The 23,285-nt window shown below is 73.8% G+C and carries 17 protein-coding genes; 14 read left to right on the top strand and 3 right to left on the bottom strand.

All coding sequences use genetic code 11. The features are described 5' to 3' along the window. Positions 1–26: 26 nt before the first annotated feature. From GC722_RS08080 to GC722_RS08060, 5 genes are all read left to right on the top strand, one after another. Positions 27–251 carry a hypothetical protein gene (locus GC722_RS08080; RefSeq protein WP_156609458.1) on the top strand — a complete coding sequence of 75 codons (225 nt, stop codon included), beginning with the start codon at positions 27–29 and terminating at the stop codon, positions 249–251. A gap of 237 nt (positions 252–488) precedes the next feature. Continuing rightward, entirely contained in the window at positions 489–5,114 is a 4,626-nt protein-coding gene (gene gltB, locus GC722_RS08075; protein WP_156609457.1) for a glutamate synthase large subunit, read from the top strand. Continuing rightward, positions 5,107–6,570 (top strand): glutamate synthase subunit beta, encoded by a 1,464-nt coding sequence (locus GC722_RS08070; protein ID WP_156609456.1) that lies wholly within the window; start codon positions 5,107–5,109, stop codon positions 6,568–6,570. Before gltB ends, GC722_RS08070 begins: the two co-directional genes overlap by 8 nt. A 186-nt stretch (positions 6,571–6,756) precedes the next feature. Continuing rightward, positions 6,757–10,284 carry a DNA polymerase III subunit alpha gene (dnaE, locus tag GC722_RS08065; RefSeq protein ID WP_156609455.1) on the top strand — a complete coding sequence of 1,176 codons (3,528 nt, stop codon included), beginning with the start codon at positions 6,757–6,759 and terminating at the stop codon, positions 10,282–10,284. Next, entirely contained in the window at positions 10,269–11,006 is a 738-nt protein-coding gene (locus GC722_RS08060; RefSeq protein ID WP_197429903.1) for a hypothetical protein, read from the top strand. The genes dnaE and GC722_RS08060 overlap by 16 nt, the downstream gene beginning before the upstream one ends. A 10-nt stretch (positions 11,007–11,016) precedes the next feature. On the opposite strand, the gene ybaK is transcribed toward GC722_RS08060, so the two are convergent. Beyond that, positions 11,017–11,523: a Cys-tRNA(Pro) deacylase gene (gene ybaK, locus GC722_RS08055; protein WP_156609454.1), complete on the bottom strand. Its 507-nt coding sequence runs from the start codon at positions 11,521–11,523 to the stop codon at positions 11,017–11,019. A gap of 98 nt (positions 11,524–11,621) precedes the next feature. Here ybaK and GC722_RS08050 point away from each other — a divergent pair, with 98 nt between their 5' ends. The 5 genes from GC722_RS08050 (at position 11,622) to hisH (ending at position 15,816) form a co-directional block, all read left to right on the top strand. Further along, complete coding sequence (locus GC722_RS08050; RefSeq protein ID WP_156609453.1) at positions 11,622–12,008, top strand: hypothetical protein; 387 nt, start codon at positions 11,622–11,624, stop codon at positions 12,006–12,008. 73 nt (positions 12,009–12,081) lie between these two features. Continuing rightward, positions 12,082–13,380, top strand: coding sequence for a histidinol dehydrogenase (gene hisD, locus GC722_RS08045; protein ID WP_331714537.1), 1,299 nt, complete (start codon positions 12,082–12,084; stop codon positions 13,378–13,380). After that, positions 13,377–14,549, top strand: a complete 1,173-nt coding sequence (locus GC722_RS08040; RefSeq protein WP_408609298.1) for a histidinol-phosphate transaminase — start codon at positions 13,377–13,379, stop codon at positions 14,547–14,549. Before hisD ends, GC722_RS08040 begins: the two co-directional genes overlap by 4 nt. Beyond that, positions 14,546–15,181, top strand: a complete 636-nt coding sequence (gene hisB / locus GC722_RS08035) for an imidazoleglycerol-phosphate dehydratase HisB (RefSeq protein WP_156609452.1) — start codon at positions 14,546–14,548, stop codon at positions 15,179–15,181. Before GC722_RS08040 ends, hisB begins: the two co-directional genes overlap by 4 nt. Then, positions 15,178–15,816, top strand: a complete 639-nt coding sequence (gene hisH / locus GC722_RS08030) for an imidazole glycerol phosphate synthase subunit HisH (protein ID WP_331714536.1) — start codon at positions 15,178–15,180, stop codon at positions 15,814–15,816. The genes hisB and hisH overlap by 4 nt, the downstream gene beginning before the upstream one ends. On the opposite strand, the gene GC722_RS08025 is transcribed toward hisH, so the two are convergent. Next, complete coding sequence (locus GC722_RS08025) at positions 15,805–16,998, bottom strand: hypothetical protein (RefSeq protein ID WP_156609451.1); 1,194 nt, start codon at positions 16,996–16,998, stop codon at positions 15,805–15,807. The two genes, hisH and GC722_RS08025, sit on opposite strands and share 12 nt — an antisense overlap. Before the next feature lies 1 nt (position 16,999). After that, a complete protein-coding gene (locus GC722_RS08020) occupies positions 17,000–17,986 on the bottom strand; it encodes a hypothetical protein (protein WP_156609450.1) in 987 nt (328 codons plus the stop codon). A 160-nt stretch (positions 17,987–18,146) separates the two neighbouring features. Between GC722_RS08020 and GC722_RS08015 the strand changes: the two genes are divergently transcribed. The 4 genes from GC722_RS08015 (at position 18,147) to GC722_RS08000 (ending at position 23,276) form a co-directional block, all read left to right on the top strand. Then, positions 18,147–19,040 (top strand): N-acetylneuraminate synthase family protein, encoded by an 894-nt coding sequence (locus GC722_RS08015; RefSeq protein ID WP_156609449.1) that lies wholly within the window; start codon positions 18,147–18,149, stop codon positions 19,038–19,040. Between the two features lie 17 nt (positions 19,041–19,057). After that, complete coding sequence (locus GC722_RS08010) at positions 19,058–20,038, top strand: hypothetical protein (RefSeq protein WP_156609448.1); 981 nt, start codon at positions 19,058–19,060, stop codon at positions 20,036–20,038. 116 nt (positions 20,039–20,154) lie between these two features. Then, entirely contained in the window at positions 20,155–20,907 is a 753-nt protein-coding gene (gene priA / locus GC722_RS08005; protein ID WP_156609803.1) for a bifunctional 1-(5-phosphoribosyl)-5-((5-phosphoribosylamino)methylideneamino)imidazole-4-carboxamide isomerase/phosphoribosylanthranilate isomerase PriA, read from the top strand. Beyond that, complete coding sequence (locus tag GC722_RS08000; protein ID WP_331714535.1) at positions 20,904–23,276, top strand: HAD-IB family hydrolase; 2,373 nt, start codon at positions 20,904–20,906, stop codon at positions 23,274–23,276. Before priA ends, GC722_RS08000 begins: the two co-directional genes overlap by 4 nt. Positions 23,277–23,285 lie beyond the last annotated feature (9 nt).

Genomic DNA, 23,285 nt, shown 5'->3' with positions numbered 1-23,285 from the left:
ATCGTCGCTCGCAGCAGGAGGTGCCCATGAACCGCAACACCGTGCACGTCATGGTGCTCCTCGCTGCCGCCGTGACGGTCACCGCCATCGTCGCCGGTGTGGGTGCGTCGTCTTCGCCGGCCACGGCCGGTGCAGCCGTCCTGGTCCTGGCCGCTGCGGCCGGCGTGGCGCTGGTCACAGCCCTGGGCCGGGCCCCTCGAGCCCGGACGGCACCCGTCCGCATCCGCGCGACCGATCGTCGCCGTCGCTGACCCTCCGACCGCACCGCACGTCTCCGCAACGACGCACGCCCATGCGCTGAGACGTCCAAGATCTGGGCAAGTCCGCTCACGATGTGGGACCGTCTCGATAGGCTCCCCGCCGCCCGAGCACCCACCAGCACGCTCCTCGACGAGGAGCGCCCGAACGACGCGGGGCCGGCGCCTCCGGCCTGGCGCAGCACCAGGGTCCACACCCCCGCGGAGGACCAGACAGTGATGGGAGACGACATGACGCAGCAGGTCCGAGGCTCCGGCCTCCCGACCGCTCACGGGCTGACGCCGGCCGAGCTCCGCGAGAAGCGTCCCGGGGCGCAGGGTCTCTACGACCCCAGCCAGGAGCACGACGCCTGCGGGGTGGCCTTCGTGGCCCAGCTCAGCGGCGAGGCCAGCCACGACATCGTCGCGAAGGGCCTCGAGGCCCTGCTCAACCTCGACCACCGCGGCGCGACCGGCGCCGACGCGGCGGCCGGTGACGGCGCCGGCATCCTGATCCGCGTGCCCGACGCCTTCCTGCGGGCGGTGTGCGACTTCGAGCTTCCCGAGGCCGGGCGCTACGCCGTGGGGATGGCCTACCTGCCGCGCGAGGCCGACGCCCGCAGCCGCGCCCGCGCGGCCGTCGAGGCGCTGGCCGACGACGAGGGGCTGACGGTCCTCGGCTGGCGCGAGGTGCCGGTCCGCTCCGACACCCTCAGCCCGGTCTCCACCGCCAACATGCCCCACTTCGAGCACCTGGTGGTCGAGGCCGCCGACGGCTCCGAGGGCATGACGCTGGAGCGCAAGGTGTTCTGCCTGCGCCGCCGCGCGCAGAACCAGGTCGGGGTGTACTTCCCCTCGCTGTCCTCGCGGACCCTGGTCTACAAGGGCATGCTGACCCCGCTGCAGCTGGAGGAGGTCTTCCCCGAGCTCCGCGACGAGCGGCTGACCTCCCCGCTGGCGCTGGTGCACAGCCGCTTCTCCACCAACACCTTCCCGGCCTGGGAGCTGGCCCACCCGTACCGGCTGATCGCCCACAACGGCGAGATCAACACCGTGCGCGGCAACCGCAACTGGATGCGCGCCCGCGAGGAGCTGCTCGCCTCGGACCTGATCCCCGGCGACCTGTCGCGGCTCTACCCGATCTGCAGCGACTCCGCCTCCGACTCGGCCTCCTTCGACGAGGTGCTCGAGCTGCTCCACCTGGGCGGCCGCTCGCTGCCCCACGCCGTGCTGATGATGGTCCCGGAGGCGTGGGAGAACAACACCGAGATGAGCCAGGAGCTGAAGGACTTCTACGCCTTCCACTCCTCCCTGATGGAGCCCTGGGACGGCCCGGCGGCGATCTGCTTCACCGACGGCACCCAGATCGGGGCCTGGCTGGACCGCAACGGGCTGCGTCCCGGGCGCTACTGGGTCACCGACGACGGCCTGGTCGTGCTGGCCTCCGAGACCGGCGTGCTCGACATCCCCGCCTCCTCGGTGACCGCCAAGGGCCGGCTCAAGCCCGGCCGGATGTTCCTGGTCGACCTCGAGCAGCACCGGATCATCGGCGACGACGAGATCAAGTCCGAGCTGGCCGCCGCCGAGCCCTACGGGGAGTGGCTGCAGAACCGGGTCAGCCTGGACGACCTGCCCCCGCGCGAGCACACCGTGCACAGCCACGCCTCGGTGACCCGCCGCCAGCAGGTCTTCGGCTACACCGAGGAGGAGCTGCGGCTGCTCATCTCGCCGATGGCCGCCGCCGGCGCCGAGCCGATCGGCTCGATGGGCACCGACACCCCGCTGGCCGTGCTCTCCCAGCGCCCGCGGCTGCTGTTCGACTACTTCACCCAGCTGTTCGCGCAGGTGACGAACCCGCCGCTGGACGCCATCCGCGAGGAGCTGGTCACCTCGCTGGCCGGCACCCTCGGCCCCGAGCGCAACCTGCTGGCCCCCGAGCCGGCCTCCTGCCGCCAGCTCGTGGTGCCCTTCCCGGTGCTCGACAACGACCAGCTCGCCAAGGTGCTGCACGTGCACCGCCACGACGGGCTGCCCGGCTTCTCCACCCACGTCGTCCGCGGCCTGTACCGGGTCGACGGCGGCGGCGCCGCGCTGCGCGAGGCGCTGGAGGACGCCTGCGCCCAGGCGAGCCGGGCCATCGCCTCGGGGGCGCGGATCATCCTGCTGTCGGACCGGCACTCCAACGCCGAGCTGGCGCCGATCCCCTCGCTGCTGCTCACCGCGGCCGTGCACCACCACCTGGTGCGGGAGAAGAGCCGCACCAAGGTGGGGCTGGTGGTCGAGGCCGGCGACGTCCGCGAGGTGCACCACGTCGCGCTGCTGCTCGGCTACGGCGCCGCCGCGGTCAACCCCTACCTGGCCTTCGAGAGCGCGGAGGACCTCGCCCGGCGCGAGGTCTACGTCGACATCGACGCGAGCAAGGCGGTGGCCAACGTCGCCAAGGCGCTCGGCAAGGGCGTGCTCAAGGTGATGAGCAAGATGGGCGTCTCCACCGTCGCCTCCTACACCGGCGCGCAGATCTTCGAGGCCTACGGGCTGTCGGGCGAGCTGGTGGACCGCTACTTCACCGGCACCACCTCCAAGATGGGCGGCATCGGCCTGGACGAGGTGGCCGAGGAGATCGCCCGCCGCCACGCCACCGCCTACCCCGGCGACGGCATCCCGCTGGCCCACCGCGAGCTCGAGATCGGCGGTGAGTACCAGTGGCGCCGTGAGGGCGAGCCGCACCTGTTCGACCCCGAGACGGTGTTCCGGCTGCAGCACTCCACCCGGGCCGGCCGCTACGACGTGTTCAAGCAGTACACCTCCCGCGTCGACGACAACTCCGCCCGGCTGATGACGCTGCGCAGCCTGCTGCGCTTCCGCACCGACCGCACCCCGGTGCCGATCGAGGAGGTCGAGCCGGTCAGCGAGATCGTCAAGCGCTTCTCCACCGGGGCGATGTCCTACGGCTCCATCTCCAAGGAGGCCCACGAGACCCTCGCCATCGCGATGAACCGCCTCGGCGGCAAGTCGAACACCGGCGAGGGCGGCGAGGACACCGACCGGCTGCACGACCCGGAGCGGCGCAGCGCCATCAAGCAGGTCGCCTCGGGCCGCTTCGGCGTCACCTCGGACTACCTGACCAACGCCGACGACATCCAGATCAAGATGGCCCAGGGCGCCAAGCCCGGCGAGGGCGGCCAGCTGCCGGGCGCCAAGGTCTACCCGTGGGTGGCCCAGACCCGGCACTCCACCCCCGGCGTCGGGCTGATCTCGCCGCCGCCGCACCACGACATCTACTCCATCGAGGACCTCAAGCAGCTCATCCACGACCTGAAGTGCGCCAACCCGTCCGCGCGGGTGCACGTCAAGCTGGTGGCCGAGGTCGGCGTGGGGACGGTCGCCGCGGGCGTGTCCAAGGCCAAGGCCGACGTGGTGCTGATCTCCGGCCACGACGGCGGCACCGGCGCGGCGCCGCTGACCTCGCTCAAGCACGCCGGCGGACCCTGGGAGCTCGGCCTGGCCGAGGCCCAGCAGACGCTGCTGCTCAACGGGCTGCGCGACCGGATCGTCGTGCAGTGCGACGGCCAGCTCAAGACCGGCCGCGACGTGGTGGTGGCCGCCCTGCTGGGCGCGGAGGAGTTCGGCTTCGCGACCGCCCCGCTGGTCGTCAGCGGCTGCGTCATGATGCGCGTCTGCCACCTCGACACCTGCCCGGTGGGGGTCGCCACCCAGAACCCGGACCTCCGTGCGCGCTACAGCGGCAAGGCCGAGTACGTGGTGAACTTCTTCGAGTTCCTGGCCCAGGAGGTGCGCGAGCACCTGGCCGCCCTCGGCTTCCGCAGCATCGAGGAGGCCGTCGGCCACGTCGAGGCGCTGGACGCCTCGGGCGCGGTGGAGCACTGGAAGGCGCACGGGCTCGACATCACGCCGATCCTGCACGCGCCGGCGCTGCCCGAGGGGGCGCCGCTGCACCGGGTGACCACCCAGGACCACGGGCTGGAGAGCAAGCTCGACGTCCGGCTGATCGAGTTCGCCGCGCCGGTCCTGGAGGCGGCCCGCGAGGGCCGTACGCCGGAGCCGGTGCGCGGGCAGTTCGCCGTCCGCAACGTCGACCGCACCGTGGGGACCATGCTCGGCCACGAGGTGACCAAGGCCACCGGCGGCGCCGGGCTGGAGCCCGACACCGTCGAGCTGGCGCTGTCGGGCTCGGCCGGGCAGAGCCTGGGCGCCTTCCTGCCCCGCGGCGTGACGCTGCGGCTGACCGGCGACTCCAACGACTACGTCGGCAAGGGTCTGTCGGGCGGGCGGATCATCATCCGCCCCGAGCAGGGCGCGGCCTTCCTCGACGAGCACTCCGAGACCGGTGGGGCCGAGGAGCAGATCATCGCCGGCAACGTCATCGGCTACGGCGCCACGTCGGGTGAGATCTTCATCCGGGGCCAGGTCGGTGAGCGGTTCTGCGTCCGCAACTCCGGCGCCACCGCCGTGGTGGAGGGCGTGGGCGACCACGGCTGCGAGTACATGACCGGCGGCGTGGCCGTCGTGCTGGGCAGCACCGGCCGCAACTTCGCCGCCGGCATGTCCGGTGGCGTGGCCTACGTGCTGGACATGCGCCCCGGCCGGCTCAACACCGAGCTGGTCGACCCGGTGCCGCTGGACGGCGAGGACGTGACCCTGGTCCGTGAGCTGCTGCAGCGCCACCTGGACGAGACCGGCTCGCCCACCGCCGCCCAGCTGCTGTCCGACTCCTCGGGCAGCTCCGTCGCGGAGCGCTTCACCAAGGTGCTGCCGCGTGACTACGCCAAGGTGATGGCTGCCCGCCTCGCCGCCGAGGCCGCCGGCCTGGACGAGCTCGACACCACCCGCAAGATGATGGAGGCCGCACATGGCTGATCCCCGAGGCTTCATGACCACCCCGGTCCGGGTGGCCGAGCGCCGGCCCGTGGCCGAGCGCGTCCGGGACTGGAACGAGGTGTACCCCGGCGGACCCGGCCGGGCGCTGCTGCCGATCATCAGCGAGCAGGCCGGGCGCTGCATGGACTGCGGCATCCCGTTCTGCCACAGCGGCTGCCCGCTGGGGAACCTGATCCCGGAGTGGAACGACTTCGTCTGGCGGGGGGAGTGGGAGCAGGCGCTGGAGCGGCTGCACGCCACGAACAACTTCCCCGAGTTCACCGGACGGCTCTGCCCGGCGCCCTGCGAGACCGCGTGCGTGGTCGGGATCTCCAAGGACCCGGTCACCATCAAGAACGTCGAGGTCTCGATCATCGACAAGGGCTGGGAGGACAAGCGCGTCCGCCCCGAGATCCCCGACTGGCACACCGGCAAGACGGTGGCCGTGATCGGCTCCGGCCCGGCCGGCCTGGCGGCGGCCCAGCAGCTCTCGCGGGCCGGTCACACGGTGGCGGTCTACGAGCGCGCCGACGCCCCCGGCGGCCTGCTGCGCTACGGGATCCCCGAGTTCAAGATGGAGAAGAAGGTCCTCGACCGCCGGATCCGGCAGATGCAGAACGAGGGCACCATCTTCCGCTCCGGGGTGGACGTGGGCGTCGACATCACCGGCGACCAGCTGCGTGAGCGCTACGACGCCGTCGTGCTGGCCATCGGCTCCACCCGGGCCCGCGACCTGCCCGTGCCGGGACGCGAGCTCGCCGGCATCCACCAGGCCATGGAGTACCTCCCGCAGGCCAACCGGGCCGCGCTGGGGGAGCAGGTGCCCGACCAGATCACCGCCGCCGGCAAGCACGTGGTGATCATCGGCGGCGGCGACACCGGTGCGGACTGCCTCGGCACCGCCACCCGGCAGGGGGCCGCCTCGGTCACCCAGCTCGAGATCATGCCGCAGCCGCCGGAGGCCCGCCCGGGCCACCAGCCCTGGCCGACCTACCCGATGATCTACCGGGTCTCCTCCGCCCACGAGGAGGGCGGGGAGCGCATCTACGCCAGCTCCACCTCGGAGTTCCTCGGCGAGGACGGCCGGGTCACCGCGCTGCGGCTGTCGGAGGTCACCTTCAGCGAGGGCCGCTTCGTCCCGGTGGAGGGCACCGAGCGGACCATCCCGGCCGACCTGGTGCTGCTGGCGATGGGCTTCACCGGCCCCGAGACCGGCACCGTGGTCGAGCAGCTGGGGGTGGAGCTGGACGCCCGCGGCAACATCGCCCGCGACGAGTCCTACGCCACCAACGTGCCCGGCGTCTTCGCCTGCGGTGACGCCGGCCGCGGTCAGTCGCTGATCGTGTGGGCCATCGCCGAGGGCCGCTCCTGCGCCAACGGCGTGGACGCCCTGCTCAGCGGCTCGTCCAAGCTGCCCCGCCCGATCGGCCCGCACGTCCGCCCGCTGATCGCCTGAGCTCACCAGCCCCACCTCCGGCGGCGCCCGAACGGCTGCGACCACGCAGCTGATCGGGCGCCGCCGTGGCGTGGGTGGTCGGTTCTGTCCGGGCTCGGTACTAGTCTGTCCCGGACGCGTCGAGCCGTCGGGCGGGCAGTCGCCGGACGCGGCGCCGGGTGTCGAGGAAGGGTCAGCCACACGCTCATGCCAGGGTCTGAGAAGGACGGGTTCGTCCACCTGCACGTGCACTCGGAGTTCTCGATGCTGGACGGAGCGGCACGGCTGCCCGACCTGTTCGCCGAGGCCGAGCGCCACCAGATGCCCGCCCTGGCGATGACCGACCACGGCAACCTCTACGGCGCCTACGAGTTCTACAAGGCGGCGAAGAAGACCTCGGTCAAGCCGATCATCGGCCTCGAGGCCTACGTCACCCCCAAGACCCATCGCAGCGAGCGCAAGCGGGTGCAGTGGGGCAAGGGCGGCGGCGACGACGTCTCCGGCGGCGGCGCCTACACCCACATGACGCTGCTGGCCCAGGACGACGCCGGCATGCACAACCTGTTCCGGCTCAGCTCGAAGTCGTGGCTGGAGGGCTTCTTCTACAAGCCCCGCGCGGACCGGGAGCTGCTCAGCACCTACGCCAAGGGGCTGATCGCCACCACCGGCTGCCCCTCGGGCGAGGTTCAGACCTACCTGCGGCTGGGCCAGTACGAGAACGCCCGGGCCTCCGCCGCGGAGTTCCGCGACATCTTCGGCGCCGGGAACTACTACCTGGAGCTGATGGACCACGGGCTCAGCATCGAGACCCGGGTCCGCCAGGACCTGCTCCGGCTGGCCAAGGAGCTGCAGCTGCCGCTGCTGGCCACCAACGACCTGCACTACGTCCACCAGAGCGACGCCGCCGCCCACGAGATCCTGCTCTGCGTCCAGTCCGGGTCGACGATGGACGACCCCAACCGGTTCAAGCTCGACGGCGACGGCTACTACCTCAAGTCCCCGGCCGAGATGCGCCGGCTCTTCGCCGAGCTGCCCGAGGCCTGCGACAACACCCTCGAGATCGCCGAGCGCTGCCAGATCTCCTTCACCGAGGGCGAGGGGCGCTACATGCCCCGCTTCCCCTGCCCGCCGGGGGAGGACGAGACGTCGTGGTTCGTCAAGGAGGTCGAGCGCGGTCTGCACCGCCGCTACCCGGGCGGCGTGCCCGACGCGGTCCGCCGGCAGGCGGAGTTCGAGCAGGAAGTCATCATCTCCAAGGGCTACGCCGGCTACTTCCTCGTGGTCTCGGACTTCATCCGCTGGGCCAAGGAGAACGGCATCCGGGTCGGCCCGGGCCGTGGCTCGGGTGCGGGCTCCATGTGCGCCTACGCGATGCGGATCACCGACCTCGACCCGCTGCAGCACGGGCTGATCTTCGAGCGCTTCCTCAACCCCGAGCGCATGTCGATGCCCGACTTCGACATCGACTTCGACGAGCGCCGCCGCGGCGAGGTGATCCGCTACGTCACCGAGAAGTACGGCGACGACCGGGTCAGCCAGATCATCACCTACGGCACCATCAAGGCCAAGCAGGCGGTCAAGGACGCCGGCCGGGTGCTTGGCTACCCCTTCGCCATCGGCGACCGCATCACCAAGGCGATGCCGCCGGCGGTGATGGGCAAGGACGTCCCGCTCACCGAGATCTTCAACCCCGAGCACAAGCGCTACGCCGAGGGCGCGGAGTTCCGGGCGCTGTACCAGGCCGACGCCGAGGTCAAGACCGTGGTCGACAAGGCCACCGGGATCGAGGGCCTGAAGCGGCAGTGGGGCGTGCACGCGGCCGGGGTGATCATGTCCAGCGAGCCGCTGGAGAACGTCATCCCGATCATGAAGCGCGAGGCCGACGGCGCGATCATCACCCAGTTCGACTACCCCGGGTGCGAGTCCCTGGGGCTGGTCAAGATGGACTTCCTGGGGCTGCGGAACCTGACGATCCTCGACGACGCGGTCCGCAACGTCGAGCTCAACGCCGGGGTGAGCATCGACCTGGACGCGCTGAGCAAGGACCTCGACGACCCCGCCACCTACGCCCTGCTCGGCCGCGGCGACACCCTGGGGGTGTTCCAGTTCGACGGCGGCCCGATGCGCTCGCTGCTGCGGCTGATGAAGCCGGACAACTTCGAGGACATCTCCGCCGTCGGCGCGCTGTACCGGCCCGGGCCGATGGGGGCCAACAGCCACATCAACTACGCGCTGCGCAAGAACGGCCAGCAGGAGGTCAGCTACCTGCACCCGGAGCTGGCCGAGGCGCTCGAACCCATCCTGGGCACGACCTACGGGCTGATCGTGTACCAGGAGCAGGTGATGGAGATCGCCCAGAAGCTGGCCGGGTACACGCTGGGCAAGGCCGACCTGCTGCGTCGCGCGATGGGCAAGAAGAAGCGCGAGGTGCTCGACGCGGAGTACGTCGGCTTCGAGCAGGGCATGGTCGAGCGCGGCTTCTCCCGCGAGGCGATCAAGGCGCTGTGGGACGTCCTGGTGCCGTTCTCCGACTACGCCTTCAACAAGGCCCACTCCGCGGCCTACGGGCTGGTCTCGTACTGGACGGCCTACCTGAAGGCCAACTACCCGGCCGAGTACATGGCCGCGGTGCTGACCTCGGTCAAGGACGACAAGGACAAGATGGCCATCTACCTCGGCGAGTGCCGGCGGATGGGCATCAAGGTGCTGCCGCCCGACGTCAACGAGTCCGAGGCCGACTTCACCCCGGTGGGCACCGACATCCGCTTCGGGCTGAACGCCATCCGCAACGTGGGCGGGGCGGTGGTGCAGGCGATCGTGGCCGCCCGCGAGGAGCACGGCAAGGCCCGCGACTTCTACGAGTTCCTCGACCACGCGCCGCTGGTGGTGTGCAACAAGCGGATGATCGAGTCGCTGATCAAGGCCGGCGCCTTCGACTCGATGGGCCACACCCGCCGCGCGCTGATGGAGGTGTTCGACTCCGCGGTGGACGAGGTCATCGACCTCAAGCGCAACGAGGCCAACGGACAGGACGACCTGTTCGGCATGTTCGCCGACGAGAGCCCGATGGCGGCCAAGGTGGTGCCTGCCGTCGAGGACTGGGACAAGCGGACCAAGCTCGCCTTCGAGCGCGAGATGCTCGGCCTCTACGTCTCCGACCACCCGCTGCAGGGGCTGGAGCACATCCTGGAGTCCTCGCGGGAGATCTCGATCGGCCAGCTGGTGGCCGAGGACGGGCCCCGCGACACCATCACCACGATCGCGGGCATGATCACCCAGATCCAGCGCAAGACCACCAAGAAGGGCGACATCTGGGCCATCGTCACCGTCGAGGACCTCGAGGCCTCCATCGACGTGCTGATGTTCCCCAAGGCCTACGAGCTGGTCTCCACCATGCTGGCCACCGACACGGTGGTGCGGGTGAAGGGCCGGGTGCGCGAGTCCGACGACAGCGTGGAGCTGATGGGCAGCGAGATGACGCTGCCCGACATCACCGAGGGCCCGAGCGGACCCGTGGTGATCTCGCTGCCGGCCACCCGCTGCACCCCGCCGGTGGTGCAGCAGCTGCGCGGCGTGCTGCAGAGCCACCCGGGCATGACCGAGGTGCAGCTGCGGCTGTCCTCGGGCAGCCGCACCACGCTCTGGCGGATCGACCAGCAGCTGCGGGTGACCCCCTCGCCCCCGCTGATGGCCGACCTGAAGGCGCTGCTGGGGCCGTCGTGTCTGAGCGCGTGAACGGCGAGGCCGTCCCGGACGTCCCGGCGCCCGAGGGCGAGGAGCCGGTGCTGCTGCCGGGGGAGAGCCGCACCTCCCGCCGGCACCGGCTGGTGTCGGAGCTGGGCGTCTTCCTCGGCACCTGCCTGGTGGTCGGCGCGCTGGCCGGGCTGCTGTGGTCGCAGCTGGCCGTGCTGCCCGGCTACCTGGTCGACGACCAGGGCCGGGCGACCACCAGCGAGCGGGGGCTGGCCGAGCAGTTCAGCGGGGACGCCTGGTTCTGCCTGCTGGCCGCCGTCGGCGGGCTGCTGATCGGGGTGCTGGCCTGGTGGCGGCTGGTGCGGGTCGGCTGGACGGTCATCCTGCTCGCCGCGGCGGGCGCGCTGGTGGCCGGCGGGCTGGCCTGGCTGGTCGGCTGGACGATGGGCCCCGGCGACTTCGAGACCCGGCTGGCCCAGGCCCGCCCCGGCGACCTGGTGCCGATCCAGCTGACGCTGCGGGCCCCGGTGTCGCTGCTGGTGTGGCCCTTCATGGCCAGCATCCCGATCCTGCTGTGGTCCTCGCTGGCCCCCGACAACGAGGAGCCCACCCCGTTGTTCGGCCGGCGGCGCGGGCCGGGGCGGCGCCGGCGGCACGAGGCGGTGGCGGGCGTGCTGCCCGAGGACCTGCCGGGCGCGGGTCCGGTGCACCCGGGCGGGGCCGTCGACCAGCCGACCTCGGCCGGCTCGCCCGGGCGTCCCTGAGCTCGGCGGCTCAGCGCCCGACGGCGGCGACCTCCGCGCCGGTGAGGGCGACCAGGTCCGCCGGGTCCAGCTCGACCTGCAGCCCGCGGCGGCCGGCCGAGACCAGCACGGTCGTGTGGTCCAGCGCGGAGGCGTCCACCACCGTCCGCAGCCGGGTCCGCTGCCCCAGCGGGGAGATCCCGCCCACCACGTAGCCGCTGCTCCGCTCGGCCGCGGCCGGCGCCGCCATCGCCGCCTTCTTGGCACCGAGCGCCGCGGCGAGCGCCTTGAGGTCCACCTGGCGCGCCACCGGGACGACCGTCACCACCAGCTCGCCGCCGCAGTCGGCCACCACCGTCTTGAGCACCCGCTCGGCCGGCACGCCCAGGGCGGCCACCGCCTCCTGCCCGAAGTGCGTCTCGCCCTCGGTGTGCTCGTAGGGGTGCAGCGTGTGCGCCGTCCCCGCCGCGGTCAGCACCTCCAGCGCCGGCGTGGCGGCACCGGCGCGTCCCCGTGGTCCTCGTTCCCTCCTGGCCATGGCCCCATCCCAGCACACCGGGCGGGACCGGTGGGGCCGTCGCGCCACGCGCGAAAACCGGTGGGGGCCCGGCACCGGTAGCCGCCAGGATGGCGGCCATGATCCCGTCGAGCTGGCTGCCCTCCTACCGCGCCGACGACCTGGAGCTGATCGGGTACCTGGCTCCGGCCGAGCCCGGCGCCGACGGCGAGCAGGTGGTGCCGATGACCCTGCTCGGCACCCCGCTCGGCGCACCGATGAGCGTCCCCGCCGCCGAGCAGGTGCTGGAGGAGGTGGGGCTGTCCTACCTCGCGGAACGGTGGCTGCTGCGTCACGACGACGGCCCGCTGGCCGGGCAGGAGCAGCAGGTGGTCGTGGTGGAGGTGACGCCGGAGTCGGCGGTGCTCAGCACGGCCGACTTCGCCCTGGTGGTCGGCTCGTCGCGGCTGGGGGAGCCGCTGCGGGTCGAGCTGCCCACCGACCGGCTCCGGCCGCTGCCGCGGTGACCCGCCCCCGCCGGCGTCCGGGCCGCTGGGACGGTGCCGGTGCGGTGGGTGGCCCCACCTAGACTGCGGTGTCGTGTTGCGCACCCTGGACCTGAGGCAGTCCGACCTCGCCGACCCCGGCTCCCTGCTGCCCCGCGCCGAGCTGGACGTGGAGGCCGCGGTCGAGGTCGTCCGCCCGATCTGCGCGGCGGTGGCCGAGCGCGGGGCCGAGGCCCTGCTCGAGCTGTCCGAGCGCTTCGACCGGGTCCGCCCCGAGCACCTGCGGGTGCCGGCGGAGGCGATGCAGCAGGCGCTGGCCGAGCTCGACCCCACCCTGCGGGAGGCGGTCGAGCTGGCCGTCCGGCGCCGCCGCCAGGTCAGCGAGGCCGAGCTGGGCACCGCCCGCACCGAGGTCGAGCTGGCCCCCGGCGCGCTGGTGGCGCAGCGGATGATCCCGGTGCGGCGGGTCGGGCTCTACGTCCCCGGCGGGCTCGCGCCGCTGTCGTCCTCGGTGATCATGAACGTCGTCCCCGCCCAGGTGGCCGGGGTCGAGTCGATCGCGGTGGCCTCCCCGCCGCAGGCCGAGTTCGGCGGCCTGCCGCACCCGACCATCCTGGCGGTCTGCGCGCTGCTGGGCGTCGAGGAGGTCTACGCCGTGGGCGGCGCCCAGGCGGTGGCCATGTTCGCCCACGGCGTCGAGGGCCTCTGCCGCCGGGTCGACCTGGTCACCGGTCCGGGCAACATCTACGTGGTGGCCGCGAAGCGGCTGCTCAAGGGCCTGGTCGGGATCGACTCCGAGGCCGGACCCACCGAGATCGCGGTGCTGGCCGACGCCGGCGCGGACCCGCGGCTGGTGGCCGCCGACCTGGTCTCGCAGGCCGAGCACGACCCCAGCGCCGGGTCGGTGCTGGTGACCGACTCCGAGGCGCTGGCCGAGGCCGTGGCGGCCGAGCTGGCCGTGCAGGTCTCCGCCGCCCGGCACGGCGACCGGATCCGGGCCGCCCTCGGCGGCCCGCAGTCGGCCACCGTGCTGGTGCGCGACCTCGAGCAGGGGCTGGTCGTGGTCGACGCCTACGGCGCCGAGCACCTGGAGATCCACACCGCCGACGCCGAACGGGTCGCCGCCCGGGTCCGCAACGCCGGCGCCATCTTCGTCGGCCCCTGGTCGCCGGTGTCGCTGGGCGACTACTGCGCCGGATCCACCCACGTGCTGCCCACCGGCGGGGCGGCCGCCCACTCCTCGGGGCTCAACGTCAAGTCCTTCCTGCGGGCGGTCAACGTGATCAGCTACGACCGCGACGCGCTGCGGCTGGTGGCCCGCCACATCGAGGCGATGGCCGAGGCCGAGGACCTGCCCGCCCACGGTGCGGCCGTCTCGGCCAGGTTCGCGTGAGCGGCCCGGTGGCGCCGCCGACCGTCCCCGGAGCCGGGGTGCGGCTGGCCGACCTGCCGCTGCGGCCGGAGCTGGTGGGGGAGGAGCCCTACGGCGCCCCCCAGCTCGACGTCCCGCACCGGCTCAACGTCAACGAGAACCCCTACCCGCCCGGCCCGGCGGTGCTGGCCGACGTGGCCCGGGCGGTGTCGGAGGCCGGCGCCGGGCTCAACCGCTACCCCGACCGGGAGGCGTGGGAGCTGCGCGCCGACCTGGCCCGCTACCTGGGTCACGGCCTGGGCCCGGAGAACGTCTGGGCGGCCAACGGCAGCAACGAGGTGATGACGCACCTGCTCCAGGCCTTCGGCGGCCCCGGCCGCTCGGTGCTCTCCTTCACGCCCGGCTACTCGATGTACCCCGAGTACGCCCGCAACACCCACACCGCCTACCTCACCGCCCCGCGGCGGGCCGACTTCACCCTCGACGCCGCCACGGTGGAGCGGGCGGTGGCCGAGCACCGTCCCGACGTGGTGCTGATCACGACCCCCAACAACCCGACCGGCACCTCCACCCCGCTGGACGTGGTGGAGGCCGCGCTGCGCGCCGCCGACGGGCTCGTGGTGGTCGACGAGGCCTACCAGGAGTTCGCCCGCGACGGCACGCCGTCGGCGCTGACCCTGCTCACCGACCACCCCCGGCTGGTGGTCAGCCGCACGATGAGCAAGGCCTTCGCCCTCGCCGGCGGACGCCTCGGCTACCTGGCCGCCGCCCCGGCGGTGGTCGACGCCTGCCGGATCGTGCGGCTGCCCTACCACCTGTCCGCGGTGACCCAGGCGGTCGCCCGGGTGGCGCTCGCCCACGCCGAGGAGATGCTGGCCCAGGTGGACGCGCTGCGCCGCGAGCGCGACGCCCTGGTCGGGTGGCTGGCCGGGCGGGGGCTGGAGGTGGCCGAGTCCGACGCGAACTTCGTGCTGTTCGGACGCTTCGCCGACCGCCACGCCGTCTGGCAGGGCCTGCTGGCGCGCGGCGTGCTGATCCGCGAGACGGGGCCCGACGGCTGGCTGCGGGTCAGCGCCGGCACCCCGGCGGAGATGGCCGCCTTCCGCGCCGCCCTCACCGAGGTCGCCGCCGAGCAGACCCTGCCCGGCTGGCGCCCGCCCGCACCCCACGACCCAGGAGAGCCCACATGAGCGACGTCCCCGCCTCCTCGCCCCGCGTGGTCGAGCTCGAGCGCGTCACCAGCGAGTCCTCGGTCAGCCTCCGGCTCGACCTGGACGGCACCGGCGCCGCCGACGTCGACACCGGCGTGCCCTTCTACGACCACATGCTGACCGCGCTGTCCAAGCACTCGCTGATCGACCTGCGGGTGCGCACCAGCGGCGACGTCGAGATCGACGCCCACCACAGCGTGGAGGACACCGCCATCGTCCTCGGCGACGCGCTGCGGCAGGCGCTGGGCGACAAGCGGGGCATCCGCCGCTTCGGCGACGCCCTGGTGCCGCTGGACGAGGCGCTGGCCCAGTGCGTCGTCGACCTGTCGGGACGGCCCTACGTCGTTCACGGCGGCGAGCCGGAGGGCCAGCAGTACGCGCTCATCGGCGGCGGCCGCGGCAGCGTCCCCTACGCCGGTTCGCTGACCCGCCACGTGGTGGAGAGCATCGCCCTGCACGCCGGGATCTGCATCCACCTCACCGTGCTGGCCGGGCGGGACCCCCACCACGTGGTGGAGGCCCAGTTCAAGGCGCTGGCCCGGGCGCTGCGCACCGCCGTCGAGCCCGACCCCCGGGTCAGCGGCGTGCCGAGCACGAAGGGGGCGCTGTGAGCACCCCGGAGGTCGTGCTGCTCGACTACGGCTCGGGCAACCTGCACTCCGCGGAGCGGGCGCTGCAGGCGACCGGGGCCCGGGTCGAGGTGACCACCGACCCCGACCGCGCCCGCAGCGCGCCGGGGCTGGTGGTGCCCGGGGTCGGCGCCTTCGCCGCCTGCATGGAGGGCCTGCGCCGCATCGGCGGCGACGAGGTGGTCCGCGAGCGCCGCGACGCCGGGCTGCCCACGCTGGGCATCTGCGTGGGGGCGCAGATCCTCTTCGAGGCCGGCATCGAGCACGGGGTCCGCACCGAGGGGTGCGGGATCTGGCCGGGCGTGGTCGAGCAGGTCCGCGCCACCCGGCTGCCGCACATGGGCTGGAACACCGTGCAGGCCGACCCGCGGTCGCGGCTGTTCGCCCGCGTCGAGGACGAGCGGTTCTACTTCGTGCACTCCTACGGCGTCCGCGACGTCGAGCGGCTGCGCCGGGAGGGCGCCGTGGTGACCACCGCGGAGCACCAGGGGGACGTGTTCGTGGCCGGCATCGAGCAGGGCCCGGTCGCGGCCACCCAGTTCCACCCCGAGAAGTCGGGGCGGGCCGGGGCCGCGCTGCTGGCCAACTGGGTGGGCTCGCTCGGCTCAGCCGGCTGAGCCCACCAGCGGGTTCCCCGGCAGCAGGAAGCGCTCCGCGAGCCCGGGCCGCTCCGCCGCCAGCGCCCGGGCCGGGGTCGCCCCGGCCGGGTGCAGCGCCGGCTGCGTGGTGTGGGCCAGCGCGTCCACCAGCTGCTGGACCTCGGCCAGCCCGGCCGCCGGTGCGTCCGGCCCGCAGCGCAGCGCCGTCAGCACGAGCGGCAGCCGGGAGGGGTGCGCCCACGGCCGCAGCCGCTCCAGCACCCCCTCCGGCTGGACGGCCACCGCCGGCACCCCGGCGGTGAGCAGCAGGGTGGAGCGGCACCCCACCACGACCACCGGGTCGGCGGCCAGCACCGCGGCCAGCGGCACCGCGTCCTCGTCGAGCTCCACCAGCCCGGCCTCGGCCAGCGCCTCGGAGTCGCTGCCCAGCGCCGGCAGCGGGTCGCGCACCGCCCGCACCCGGTCGGCCCCCGCCGCGTGGGCGGCGGCCAGCTGGCGCGCGACCAGGGCGGCCACCTCCTCCTCGTCCAGCCCGAGACCGGCGAGGTCCTCCTCGACCAGCACCGCCACCCGTCCTCGGCCCGGCTCGGACGGTGGTGCCACCTCGCCCGCCAGCGCCCGCAGCTGCGCCGGGTCGAGCGCCACCGGGCGGCAGCCGGTCTCGGCCAGCAGCCGCGGGATCAGGCCGGGCCACAGGTCGACGTGCAGCAGACGTCCCACCCGGCCCGCCACCGAGGGCTCCAGCACGGTGGGGGTGGCGGCCCAGGCGGACAGGTCCTCGGCGTAGACGTCCACCGCCGCCTCGGGCAGGGCCGCGGCCAGCGTGCGGGCCGGGGCCAGGTGGAGGTCGCGCAGCAGCAGCCGCACCGGCCCGCCGCCCAGCCCGGCCCGCTGCAGGAGCAGCTCGCGCCAGCGGGCCAGCTCGGCCGGCGTCGTCGGCGTCCACCCCAGCGGGTGGTGCGGGGCCACCAGCTCGTCGTGGTCCAGCACCACGTCCACGTCGGTGTTGAGCCGGTCCCAGCCGAGCGTGCGACGCAGCTCGTCGCCGGCCTCGGGGACCCCCGACTGGGAGGTGGTGACCAGCACCAGCCGCTCGGGGTGGCCGAGCAGCCCGGCCCGCAGCGCGGCGGTGACGAACAGCCAGGCGGTGCTGTGCGGGACGAGGACGAGGAGGGTGCCCGGCGTGGGGGTGGTGACCACCTCAGGCGGCCGGCCGCAGCGCGGCGAGCAGCCGCTGGTCGCCCGGTTCCAGCCCGGCGCGGGCGGCGTCCAGGGTGCGGCGGCCCACCCCGGTCATCACCTCGTCGGCCAGCTCCACCAGCCGCGGCCGGGGCCGGGAGCCGGCGTCGAGGTCGGCCAGCACCAGCCGGCAGATCATCCGCAGCGCGGCGCGGACGGCCTCGGGCACCAGCACGTCGGCGCGGATGTGGCCGCGGGCCAGGTCGATCGCCTGCTGGTGGCCGCGGACGCGGCCCAGCAGCGCCTCCTCGGAGGTGTCGGCGTCGCCGTGGACGGTGCGGTAGTAGCCCGGCACCTCGACCAGGGCGCTGGAGCCGGCCGCCAGGTGCAGCGCCCAGCCCAGCAGGTGGTCCGCGCCGTGGTGCAGGCGGACGTCGGGGACCGGCGCGCCGGGGGAGTCCAGCAGCGAGCGGTGCACCAGCTGCGACCAGAGCCGTCCGACCCGGTGGCCGCGGCCCACCAGGCCCCGCCAGGCCGGGGCGACCACGACGCCGGAGCTGTCCTCGGTCGCCGGCTCGGGCACCCGCACGGGGCCGCGCACCCGGGTGTGGCCGAAGCCCACCAGCGGGGCGCCCAGCTGCTCGGCCGCCTCCAGCACGCGCAGGTGGAAGCCGGGGGCGACGAAGTCGCCGGCGTCGACCACGGTGACCCAGTCGGTGCGCAGGTCGGCCAGCGCCAGGGCGATCGCCTCGGCCCGCCGGCGGCCCGGCCCGGCGGTCCGGTCGTGGATCGCCGCGGCCCGGCTGCGGGGCAGCCGCCCGACGGCGCGCTGCATCCGGCCACGGGGGTCGGCGTCGGCGGTGGCGTCCACCACCAGGTGCTCCACCCGCTCGTCGGTGCCGCGCAGCAGCGTCTTGGCGGTGGTGTTCGCCCCCGACGACAGCACCGGGACCACGACGGTCAGCCGGGCGCCGGGGTGCTGCTGGGGTCCTGCGACACGAGTGCTCACGGTAGCTGTCTAAGCGGCCCCGGTGGACGGTCGGGGCGTCGTCGGTGACGAGTCCGTGAACAGGTGGTGAAAAGGCCTCCGGGAGCCCGCTCCAGGCCCTCCGGCACGGTCGCGGGTGTGTTTTCTGGAGGGACCTGAAGAACCGCTGGAGAGGACCACCATGAGCATCGCTCAGCCCACCCGCACCATCGGCGACCGCGTGCTGGGGGCCGACCACCCCGTCTACGTGTGCGCCGAGATCGGCATCAACCACAACGGCGAGCTGCGCAACGCGATGGCCCTGATCGACGCCGCCGTGGCGGCCGGCTGCGACGCCGTGAAGTTCCAGAAGCGGACCCCCGAGGTCTGCACCCCGCGGGACCAGTGGGACGTGGAGCGCGACACCCCCTGGGGCCGGATGACCTACATCGAGTACCGCCACCGCGTCGAGTTCGGCCACGAGGAGTACGCCCAGATCGACGCCTACTGCAAGCAGCTGGGCATCCACTGGTTCGCCTCGCCCTGGGACGTGGAGTCGGTCGACTTCCTCGAGGAGTTCGACGTGCCCGCCTACAAGGTGGCCTCGGCCTCGCTGACCGACGACGAGCTGCTGCGCCGGATGCGGGCCACCGGGCGCACCGTGGTGCTCTCGACCGGCATGTCCACCCCGGAGCAGATCCGCCACGCCGTCGAGGTGCTCGGCAGCAGCAACATCGTGCTGCTGCACGCCACCAGCACCTACCCGGCCAAGCCGGAGGAGCTGAACCTGCGGATGATCAACACGCTCCGCGCCGAGTACCCCAACGTGCCGATCGGCTACTCCGGGCACGAGACCGGGCTGCAGACCACCCTGGCCGCGGTCGCCCTGGGCGCCTGCTTCGTCGAGCGCCACATCACCCTGGACCGGGCCATGTGGGGCTCGGACCAGGCCGCCTCGGTGGAGCCGGGCGGGCTGGAGCGGCTGGTCCGCGACATCCGGGTCATCGAGGCCGCCCGCGGCGACGGCGTCAAGAAGATCTACGAGGGCGAGCTCGCCGCGATGAAGAAGCTGCGCCGGGTCGGCGCCGGCGTCTGAGCCCGCGCACCCCGGGGGTGACCCGCACCGACACGCTGGCGCTGGTCGAGAGCCCGGCCCAGCTGCTGAACGCGGTGGAGTGGCTCTCGGCCACTCCCGACATCGAGGCCGACCTGGTGGTGCTGGCGCCGTGGCGTGAGGAGTCACGGCGCCAGCTCCGCGGCACCGTCGAGCTGGTCCGCGGGCCCAGGGTCCACGTCCGCTGGCTGGAACCACGGCGCAGCGCCTGGCACGCCGGCCAGGTGGCCGCACGGCTGCTGCCCCTGGTGGCACGGGCCCGCCGGCTGGTGCTGGGCGACCCCTTCTCGGGGCTGATCCAGACGCTGCTGCCGGTCTTCCCCGGGCAGACGGTGGTGGTCGTCGACGACGGCACCGCCACCATCGAGTTCGCCAGCCGCATGCAGGCCGGTGAGCCGATGCTGCGCTGGCACGTGGCGGCGCCCGGGCGCGGCCAGCACCGGCGCGCCGTCCGCACCACCGACCTGCTGCGGCGACGCCGGCTCGAGGTGTTCACCGCCATGCCGCTGGACGACCTGGGGCTGCGGGTCCGCCCCAACCACTACCGCTGGCTGCGCCGCCGCCACCCCCACCCCGCCGTGCTGCCCGGCGCCGCTCTGGTCGGGTCCTCGCTGGTGGAGACGGGGGTGGTGCGCGGCGAGGCCTACCTGGACGCCGTCGCGGGGCTCGTGCAGCAGCAGGGGCTGCGCCGGTACCTGGCCCACCGCCGCGAGGAGGAGGCCAAGCTGGCCGCCGTGGCCTCCCTCGGGGTCGAGGTGCAGCGCCCCGACCTGCCGCTGGAGGTCGAGCTGGCCCGCGGCCCCGTGGAGGAGCTCGTCCTCAGCTTCCCCTCGACCGTCCTCTACACCCTGCCCACGGTGCTGGCCGGCACCGGCGTCCGGGTGGCCGGCCTCGACGTGCCCGAGTCCTGGCTGGTGCCGGGCCCCCGCGCCCGCGACGCCCACAGCTTCCTGGAGCGGGTCCGGCACCGGCGGGCCTGAGCGCCGGCTCCGCGGACGTGCGGACGGCCAGCCCGGCCGGATAGGGTCGGCGGGTGCATCCTGACGCCACCGGACCCTCCGCTGCCGAGCCCTCCCTCCCCGGCGCCGCCCCGGCGCTGGAGCTGCTGCCGGCCGTGGACGTCGTCGACGGCTCCGCGGTCCAGCTGGTCCAGGGGGTCGCCGGCACCGAGAAGACCTTCGGCGACCCGGTGGAGGCGGCGCTGCGCTGGCAGCGCGAGGGCGCCCGCTGGCTCCACCTGGTCGACCTCGACGCCGCCTTCGGCCGCGGCAGCAACGCCGAGGTGCTGGCCCGGGTGATCGAGGCCGTCGACCTGCAGGTCGAGCTCTCCGGCGGCATCCGCGACACCGCCAGCCTGGAGCGGGCGCTGGCCACCGGCTGCCGGCGGGTCAACATCGGCACCGCCGCTCTCGAGCAGCCGGAGTGGGTGGCGGAGGTCATCGCCGAGCACGGCGACCGCGTCGCCGTCGGCCTCGACGTCCGCGGCACCCGGCTCGCCGCCCGCGGCTGGACCCGCGAGGGCGGGGAGCTCGCCGAGACCCTGGAGCGTCTGGACGAGGCCGGCTGCGCCCGCTTCGTCGTCACCGACGTGGCCTCCGACGGCATGCTCGCCGGACCCAACCTGGAGCTGCTGCGCACGGTGTGCGCCCGCACCGACAAGCCGGTCGTCGCCTCCGGCGGGGTCACCACGCTGGCCGACGTGGCCGCGTTGCACGCGCTCGTCCCGCAGGGGGTCGAGGGCGCCATCATCGGCACCGCGCTCTACGTCGGCGACCTGCGGCTGCCGGAGGCGCTGCGGGTGGCGGCCGGTGAGCCGGTGGAGTCGGTGAGCGGCGGGGCCTCCTCGTGAGCGCGCCCGCCAGCGCCTTCCGCCGGCTGGCCGACGCCGAGACCGCCACCGCCCGGCCCCGGGTGCCCACGCTGGACGGCCGGCTGCGGGACCTGCTGGCCGGCAAGGTGGTCGTGCTGACCGGCGTCACCGGCTTCATCGGCGAGCAGATCCTGTGGAAGATGCTCACCGAGCTGCCCGACACCACGCCCGCGCTGCTGGTCCGCCGCAAGGGCTCCACGCCGGCCCGCGACCGCGTCGTGGCGCTGCTGAAGAAGAAGATCTTCAGCGAGCTGCGTGAGGCCGCCGGCGGCGCCGAGGCGCTGCTGGACGCCCGCATCCGGGTGATCGAGGGCGACCTGCCCAACGTGCCCGACCTGCCGGCGGACCTCGACGTGGTGCTGCACTGCGCCGGCGACGTCTCCTTCGACCCGCCGATCGACCAGGCCTTCCGCACCAACACCATCGGCACCCGGGCGCTGATGGAGAAGATGCTGGCCGCGGTCACCGGCCCCGACGGCGAGCGGACCCGGATCCCGCACTACGTCCACATCTCCACCGCCTACACCGCCGGCCGGCGTCGCGGGGCGATCCGCGAGGCCGCCCACGAGCACGACGTCGACCCGCAGGCCGAGACCGAGCGCGGGCTGGCCATGCTCGAGCTCATCGAGGCCCAGTCCCGCACCGCCGAGCAGCTGACCCGGCTGCGCAAGGAGGCCGAGCGGGAGCACCGGCAGGCCGGCTACCTGACGACCGCCGCCGACACCGAGCGGCGGCGCCGGGAGTGGGTGCAGCGCAAGCTGGTGGAGGCCGGCACCGAGCGGGCCCGCTCGCTGGGCTGGACCGACGTCTACACCTTCACCAAGGCGCTGGGGGAGAAGGTGGTGGCCGAGGTCGGCAAGGACATCCGCGTCTCCATCGTCCGCCCGGCCATCGTCGAGTCCTCCTGGAAGCACCCCTACCCGGGCTGGATCGAGGGCTTCAAGATGGCCGAGCCGCTGATCCTGGCCTACGGCAAGGGCCAGCTGCCCGAGTTCCCGGCCTCGCCGGACTCGGTGGTCGACATCGTGCCCTGCGACTTCGTGGTCAACGCCATCGTCGCGGTCTGCGCCACCGAGCCCGAGGTCGGCCAGCCGGTGTACTACCACTCCAGCTCCGGCGCCCGGAACCCGTTGAACTTCCGCGACCTCTACTCCCACGTCCGCGAGTACTTCCTGCAGCACCCCTTCGAGGGCGGCCCGCGCGGGGCGGCGCGGCTGCCGGAGTGGGACTTCCCGGGCGCGGCCTCGGTCGAGCGGCTGCTGTTCACCTCCGAGCGGGCCGCCTCGGTGGCGCACCGGGCCATCTCGCTGGCGCCCCGCTCCAAGCGGATCCGCACCCTCGCCCAGGGGCTGGACCGCACCACCAAGGAGCTGACGTTCCTGCGCCGCTACCTGTCGCTGTACAACGAGTACGGCCAGTCCGAGCTGCACTTCGTCGACGACAACACCCTCGCGCTGCACCGCAGCCTGCACCCCGACGACGTGGAGGCCTTCGCCTTCGACTCCGCGGCCTACGACTGGCGCACCTACCTGCAGGACGTGCACTGCCCCTCCATCACCGAGCCGGTGCGCCGGATGGACTCCGTCCGCCGCCGCCGGGGCCAGCGCCCGCGCACCTACAAGGAGCTGGGCGGCGAGCCGGACGGCGCCCGCGTGCTGGCCGCCTTCGACCTCGACGGCACCGTGATGGCCAGCAACGTGGTCGAGACCTACCTGTGGGCCCGGCTGCCCGAGCTGGGGCCGCTGGCCCGCGCCCGCGAGGTGGGCGACGTGGCCCGGCGGCTGCCGATGTGGCTGCGGGCCGAGCGGCGCGACCGCGGCACCTTCCTGCGCTCGGTCTACCGCCGCTACGCCGGCGCCGACCTGGCCCAGCTGGAGCAGTTCGTCGACACCACGATGGCCTCCTGGATCCTCGAGCGGGTGTCCCCGGACGCCGTCCGCCGGCTCCGCGAGCACCGCGCCGCCGGGCACACCACCGTGCTGATCACCGGTGCGATCCGCCCGCTGACCCGGCCGCTGGAGCCGCTGTTCGACGTCGTGGTGGCCTCCGACCTGGCCACCGACGACTCGGGGCGCTGCACCGGCTTCCTCACCGGCCCGCCCATGGTGGGGGAGTCCCGCGCCGCCTGGCTGCGCCACTACGCCGCGCTGAACGACATCGACCTGAGCCGCAGCCACGCCTACGCCGACAGCCACGTCGACCTGCCGATGCTGTCGGTGGTCGGCAACCCGGTGGTGGTCAGCCCCGACGTCGCGCTGATGCGGGCCGCCAACGCCCAGCAGTGGTCCATCGTGGAGTGGCGGGCCAGCGCCCAGCTGCCCCGCTGGAGCCTGCCGAGGCGCCGGTGAGCCCCCGCC

The organism is Auraticoccus cholistanensis (assembly GCF_009742705.1).
In the GTDB taxonomy this organism is placed as follows: domain Bacteria; phylum Actinomycetota; class Actinomycetes; order Propionibacteriales; family Propionibacteriaceae; genus Auraticoccus; species Auraticoccus cholistanensis.
Note: the sequence above shows the minus strand (reverse complement) of the source record. Positions and strands in the feature narration are given on the sequence as shown.

Bases quoted from the DNA above. Each gene is read 5' to 3' on its own strand.
- dnaE (WP_156609455.1), top strand. From the start codon at position 6,757: ATGCCAGGGTCTGAGAAGGACGGGTTCGTCCACCTGCACGTGCACTCG.
- GC722_RS08050 (WP_156609453.1), top strand. From the start codon at position 11,622: ATGATCCCGTCGAGCTGGCTGCCCTCCTACCGCGCCGACGACCTGGAG.
- hisB (WP_156609452.1), top strand. From the start codon at position 14,546: ATGAGCGACGTCCCCGCCTCCTCGCCCCGCGTGGTCGAGCTCGAGCGC.
- GC722_RS08070 (WP_156609456.1), top strand. From the start codon at position 5,107: ATGGCTGATCCCCGAGGCTTCATGACCACCCCGGTCCGGGTGGCCGAG.
- ybaK (WP_156609454.1), bottom strand. From the start codon at position 11,523: ATGGCCAGGAGGGAACGAGGACCACGGGGACGCGCCGGTGCCGCCACG.
- gltB (WP_156609457.1), top strand. From the start codon at position 489: ATGACGCAGCAGGTCCGAGGCTCCGGCCTCCCGACCGCTCACGGGCTG.
- GC722_RS08080 (WP_156609458.1), top strand. From the start codon at position 27: ATGAACCGCAACACCGTGCACGTCATGGTGCTCCTCGCTGCCGCCGTG.
- GC722_RS08015 (WP_156609449.1), top strand. From the start codon at position 18,147: ATGAGCATCGCTCAGCCCACCCGCACCATCGGCGACCGCGTGCTGGGG.